The sequence below is a fragment of the Campylobacter sp. genome (assembly GCF_052169515.1).
GTDB lineage: Bacteria > Campylobacterota > Campylobacteria > Campylobacterales > Campylobacteraceae > Campylobacter_A.
Window position 1 is genome coordinate 1 of the sequence record NZ_JBQNCH010000028.1, and the last position, 5,670, is coordinate 5,670.

A 5,670-nucleotide genomic window follows, 5' to 3' on the forward strand; every position below is an offset into this window, starting at 1 on the left:
CTGCCGACACGCAGATTTTCAGTCTGCTGCTCTACCGACTGAGCTATCCAACCACCTATTTAAGAAAATTGGATTATACATGTTTAATATTTAAACTAAGTTTAAAATATAAACTTTTTGGAAAAATGAACTGATTTTTACTTACAAATAAATTTACAAAAATAAATTTTTATAAATTTATGGTGCAATCTATAAAATACAAGCCAAAATAAGCTTGTATTTTACTTTAATGTGTATGAGATAGGAAAGCGAAGATAGCGATCTTCTTTAGGTTTTGGAAACTCGGAGCTTGCTTTTTGGACATTTTCTATCGCTCCTTTATCAAGCGACTCAAAGCCTGAACTTTTACTTACTTTAAGCTCATCTATCGTGCCATCGGTTTTAAGTAAAAATCTAACCTCTACAACGCCCTGATGCTTCATGCGTCTTGCATTACTAGGATAGTTTTTGTGCTTTTTGACAGCAATTATTACCTTGCTAAAATCCTCATCGCCTTGTGCATTTGATAAATTTAACTCTCGCGCCACTTTTTGAGCTGGAGCAGCTGCAATAGACTTATTGTTTGCTGGCAAATTTGTATTTATAGTAGACGGAGCTGATGAAGTGGTAGCGGCTGGCTCTACTTTTGACTCTACCTTTGGCTCAGGGTGAGGTTCAGGTTTTGGTTCTGGCTTTTTCTCTACTTTAGGCTCTATCTTTTTAGGTTCAGGTTTTGGTTTTTCTATCTTTTTGGGCTCAGGTTTTGGTTTAGGCTTAAGCTCAGGTTTTGGCTCTATTTTAGGCTCTGGCTTTGGCGGCTCAGGTGGCGGTGGTGGAGCCGGAGGTGTTGGCTCTGGGATTAGCACCTGATCAGCTATTTGTGGAGCTGTGGTTTGTGGCACTGGTTTAAATGAATTAAGGGCTATTTTTATGGGCTTTTGTTCACCTATTTTTATCTCGCTAAAATCATGAGATAATAGACAATAAAGAGCCGCTCCATGCACTAAGAGCGAGACAGCTAAACCACTATAGTTTGAAATTTTACTCAGAGACTGTTTGGATTGCAAAATTTTCGTGTCCCTTTTCTTTTAATACATCTATTACTTTTACAAAGCTTTCAAATTTTGAGTTTTTGTCGCTTTTTAACTCAATCAAAGTCTTTATATCTACAGCGTTTAGCTTATCTTTAAGCATCTCTTCTGAAATTTCTACATCATCTATGAAAAATTTATTGTCTTTATCGATAACAACACTCACTTTCTTGTCATCTTCTTTGATCTGTTCTGTGCTACTTGCACTTGGCAGATCAACTGTTATTTTGCCTTGTGCGATGAAAGTCGAGATACTTAGTACGATGGCAAGTAAAACGAGCATAATATCGATAAAAGGGACGATATTTAGCCCATCTTTTTTATTTAACTTCATTGTTTGCCTTGTATCTGTTTAACATAACATCTACTTTTCTAACAAAGCCATTGTAGATCATAAGCGTTGGGATCGCCACAAGTAGACCAAATGCGGTTGCTTTTAGTGCAAGAGAGAGACCGACCATGATACTTTTTGTATCGATACCGCCAGCCATACCCATATCATAAAACGTGATCATGATGCCAGCAACTGTACCAAGAAGTCCGATGTATGGGGCATTTGAGTAGATGATATAAAGCGTAGTTAAATTTTTCGTCAGTGCCTCTTCGAGTGCTTCGATACTCTTGTAGCCTTTTATATCAACTCGTGAATAAAAAATAATACGCTCAACAGTATACCAAAGTACAAAAAAGCTCATAATACCTAAAATACCGATTATTATGTGATCTATATGATGTTTTAAAAGTTCCATAATGCCTCTTAATATTAAAATTTGAGCGTAATTATAACTATATTGATAGTTAATGTCAATCATATTTAGAAAAATATAATAAGTTTTTATTGTTGAAAGGTTGACACAAAATAAGAATATCTATTGAGTAAAATATTAAAAAATACATACTTTTTTTAATTAGTATTTAATTTTAATGTTTATATACTATTTGCCTAATTTTCGAAAGGGGAAATCATGGAATTTCTTACAAGTTTGTCTGAGAGTACACAATTTTTCTTACAATTAATTGTTGTGCTTGGCTGTTTGTTCTACGGAGCAAAAAAAGGTGGTATGGCACTCGGTGTCCTTGGTGGCATCGGTCTTGTTATTTTGGTATTTGCATTTGGATTAAAGCCAGGAAAACCCGCCGTTGATGTTATTTTGACTATTCTTGCGGTTGTTGTTGCCTCTGCTACACTTCAGGCTGCTGGTGGTCTTGATGTTATGCTTCAGATCGCTGAAAAAGCGCTTAGAAAGCATCCGAAACTAGTTTGTTATCTTGCGCCTATTTGTGGTTGGACATTAACAGTGCTTTGCGGTACAGGTCACACAGTCTATACTCTTTTACCTATCATTTATGACGTATCTATGAAAAGTGGTATCCGTCCGGAGCGTCCGATGGCAGCTACTACGATTTCATCTCAGCTTGCTATCATAGCAAGTCCGGTTTCAGTTGCTGGCGTTTCGATGGTTGCTGTTCTTCTTGGTACTGGCACAGTGCACATTGATGGATTTTCAAGCTATGTTGATCTACTAAAAGTCACTATTCCATCTACATTTTTAGGAATGCTTTGTATAGGAACTTACTCGGTATTTAGAGGCAAAGATCTTGATAAAGACCCAGAATTTCAAGCAAAGATCGCTGATCCTGAGCAAAGAAAATATATCTACGGCTCTGACGAGTCTCATTCATTAATCGGCATAAAATTACCTAAAAAACAATGGAACATCATGTGGATATTCCTTGCTACAATCGCTGTTGTTGCGGTTCTAGGTTACTACAAGCAATTTCGTCCAAGCTGGACCAGCAATGTTCCTGGTAAGTCAATCGAAATAGTAGTCGATCAAAAGACAGTTAAAAATATCACTATTAAAGACGGCCAAGTTGTCTCTGTAGTTGGTGATAGCAAAATTGTCTCAAACGTAAAAGATAATAAAGTAAAAGACGCTACTAAATTTACAAGCGTTGAGGTGCTAAATAAAGATAAACAAGTTACTCAAAGTATTGTTTTAAATGGCACTGACGTTGTTATCACTGCTGGTGATAAGAGTGAAACTATCGCAAATGCTAACATTGTAGTAAAAGACACCATGAAAAAGACTGCACCACTTGGCATGGTTGATACGATCCAAATTTTTATGCTTTTAGCGGCATCTATAATGATGATCTACTCGGGCATCAAAGCGGCTAAAATTGGTCAAAATGAAATTTTCCACAGTGGTATGGTTGCGCTTGTAGCTATTTATGGTATTAGCTGGATGGCGGATACGATGTTCCACTCTCATATAGAGATGTTAAAAGGCTCACTTGGTGAGGTTATGAAGGCATATCCTTGGATGTATATCGTAGTTGGTATGCTTATCTCAAAATTCCTAAACTCTCAAGCTGCTGCTGCTGCGACTTTCGTGCCACTTGCTGTTCAGATAGGTGTTGATCCAGGAATTATTATCGCGTTTGCAACTGCTTGCTATGGATACTTTATTCTACCAACATATCCAAGCGACCTTGCAGCTGTTCAGTTTGACCGCTCAGGCACAACACATATTGGCAAATATGTAATCAACCACAGCTTTATCATACCTGGTCTTATAGGTGTGTTTAGTTCTTGTGCAGTTGGCTGGTTACTAGCTAACGCTTATGGATTTATTAAATAAAAATTTATACCAAAGGCAGGCTGTTTATGACAGCTTGCCTTTTTTGACCATCTCAAATTCAACTAAAGCCTATCTTTAAATTTCTGCTTATTGCTCATATAGACAAAGCTTAATACCTCGGCCACAGCCCTAAAAAGATGTGCTGGGATAGTATCATCTATATCACAAATCCTATAAAGCTCTCTTGCAAGCGGCGGGTTTTCATAAATTTGCACTCCGTTTTCAACGGCTATTTTTTTGATCTGAAGTGCTAAAAAATCAACCCCTTTTGCTAGTATGATCGGTGCTTCGTCGCGGCTTTTATCGTATCTTATCGCTACGGCGTAGTGGGTTGGATTTGTTATGACCACATCAGCTTGTGGAATGTTTTGCATCATTCGCCTTTTTGCTGCACGCATTTGCATTTGGCGGATCCTGCCTTTAACTTGCGGATCACCCTCCATTTGTTTGTACTCGTCTTTTATCTCTTGTTTGCTCATACGAAGATCTTTAAAATATTGAAAACGCACGATTAGTAAATCAGCAAGCCCTATTATAAAAAGTATAAAGAGCATGACACTAACTAAGATGATGAGCTTTTCTTTTAGCCAACTAAGCTGATCAAACATCGATAAAAATAGCGTATGTGGAAGCTCCTTGATAAACTGCAAGAAAAAATAAAATCCAACACCAAAGACAATACTTACTTTTAATACGATTTTAACGCTATCGATCGCCTTTTTCATAGAGATGAGATTTTTGATGCCTTTTAGAGGATTTATCTTGCCAAAATTTGGCGTTATGGGCTTTGTCGTAAAGATAAATCCAAATTGCATTACATTTGCGATGATGCCGGCAACTGCTACACATATACAAACTGGCAGGATCATCAAAAGTGCTCTAGCAAAGGTGTTTACAACGATTAGCTTGACTGTTGATAGGGTTAGAGGCTGACCGATAAATTTAGAATAATAGATATAAAGTGAGATGATTTGCTCTTTCATAAAATTTAGCATCGCTAGCAGCACACCAATAGCAATAACAAGAGTAACAAAACCCGCAAGATCTTGACTTTTAGGTACATTGCCATCCTTGCGTGCATCTTCTATTTTTTTGGGGGTGGGTTCTTCTGTTTTTTCTTGGTCTTCGCCTGCCATCTTTATCCTGAGTTTGCTTAAATTTTGGCGATTATATCTAAAGCGATGTTAAATTGAAGTATTTCTTATGTAGCCAAGCTATAGTAAATTTTTTATAAAGTAGACTAATAATTAATACTATTCAATAAAAATATATAAGATATATCTTATCTTAAATAACTAAAACTACTTAAAAATAATTTCTAATAAATAATAAAATTTATTTATATTTAACCATAAAACATTATAATTGTGATCTAACTCTATTTTTAAAGGAGCATTTAATGAAAATTAAGTCAGTTTTATTGGGTTCGGTTGCGTTAGCGACAGCGCTAAACGCTCAAAATTTGATCCAAGATGCGCTAGATGCGGGTCTAGTCGCTATCCCTAGCGATCCAAAGGCGCTAACCAAAGCGATAAACGAAGCTTCTCCTGATGCTGAGAAATATCCGACCACTATGGCTGCTTATGAGCTTGGCAAGAGGCTTTATTTTGATCCAAGATTATCAAAATCTGGCATCATTAGCTGCAACACCTGTCACAACTTAGGCCTAGGCGGAGCAGACGGCGTACCTGCATCTACCGGCCACAAATGGACTCCAAACCCTCATCACGTAAATGCTCCGACTGTTTACAACTCGGTATTTAACTCGGTGCAGTTTTGGGACGGGCGCGCAGCTCACCTAGCCGCTCAGGCTGCCGGCCCGATGACAGCGATGCCGGAGATGGCCTCTACTCCTGAGCTAGTTGAGCAGAGGCTAAAATCTATCCCTGCTTACGTGAGCGAGTTTAAGGCTGCGTTTAATAGCGATGTGAGCTTTGAGCTAGTAACGACTGCGA

The 5,670-nt window shown here is 37.7% G+C and carries 6 protein-coding genes; 2 read left to right on the plus strand and 4 right to left on the minus strand.

The window, feature by feature from the left end; genetic code table 11:
* Nucleotides 1–221: 221 nt before the first annotated feature.
* The 3 genes from ACTTKV_RS08690 to exbB are packed head-to-tail and all read right to left on the minus strand — an operon-like array spanning nucleotide 222 to nucleotide 1,819.
* Nucleotides 222–1,046 (minus strand): energy transducer TonB, encoded by an 825-nt coding sequence (locus ACTTKV_RS08690; RefSeq protein ID WP_442550176.1) that lies wholly within the window; start codon nucleotides 1,044–1,046, stop codon nucleotides 222–224.
* Entirely contained in the window at nucleotides 1,021–1,404 is a 384-nt protein-coding gene (exbD, locus tag ACTTKV_RS08695) for a TonB system transport protein ExbD (protein WP_442550177.1), read from the minus strand. The genes ACTTKV_RS08690 and exbD overlap by 26 nt, the downstream gene beginning before the upstream one ends.
* Nucleotides 1,391–1,819 (minus strand): TonB-system energizer ExbB, encoded by a 429-nt coding sequence (gene exbB / locus ACTTKV_RS08700; RefSeq protein WP_442550178.1) that lies wholly within the window; start codon nucleotides 1,817–1,819, stop codon nucleotides 1,391–1,393. Before exbB ends, exbD begins: the two co-directional genes overlap by 14 nt.
* A 216-nt stretch (nucleotides 1,820–2,035) precedes the next feature.
* Here exbB and ACTTKV_RS08705 point away from each other — a divergent pair, with 216 nt between their 5' ends.
* On the plus strand, nucleotides 2,036–3,715 hold the full coding sequence (locus tag ACTTKV_RS08705) for an anaerobic C4-dicarboxylate transporter (protein ID WP_442550179.1): 1,680 nt from the start codon (nucleotides 2,036–2,038) through the stop codon (nucleotides 3,713–3,715).
* A 62-nt stretch (nucleotides 3,716–3,777) separates the two neighbouring features.
* Here ACTTKV_RS08705 and flhB read toward each other — a convergent pair whose 3' ends face one another.
* Nucleotides 3,778–4,851: a flagellar biosynthesis protein FlhB gene (gene flhB, locus ACTTKV_RS08710; RefSeq protein WP_442550180.1), complete on the minus strand. Its 1,074-nt coding sequence runs from the start codon at nucleotides 4,849–4,851 to the stop codon at nucleotides 3,778–3,780.
* 263 nt (nucleotides 4,852–5,114) lie between these two features.
* Here flhB and ACTTKV_RS08715 point away from each other — a divergent pair.
* Nucleotides 5,115–5,670: cytochrome-c peroxidase (locus ACTTKV_RS08715; RefSeq protein ID WP_442550181.1), on the plus strand; the 556-nt coding region annotated here is incomplete at its 3' end.

Bases quoted from the DNA above. Each gene is read 5' to 3' on its own strand.
- exbD (WP_442550177.1), bottom strand. From the start codon at position 1,404: ATGAAGTTAAATAAAAAAGATGGGCTAAATATCGTCCCTTTTATCGAT.
- flhB (WP_442550180.1), bottom strand. From the start codon at position 4,851: ATGGCAGGCGAAGACCAAGAAAAAACAGAAGAACCCACCCCCAAAAAA.
- ACTTKV_RS08705 (WP_442550179.1), top strand. From the start codon at position 2,036: ATGGAATTTCTTACAAGTTTGTCTGAGAGTACACAATTTTTCTTACAA.
- exbB (WP_442550178.1), bottom strand. From the start codon at position 1,819: ATGGAACTTTTAAAACATCATATAGATCACATAATAATCGGTATTTTA.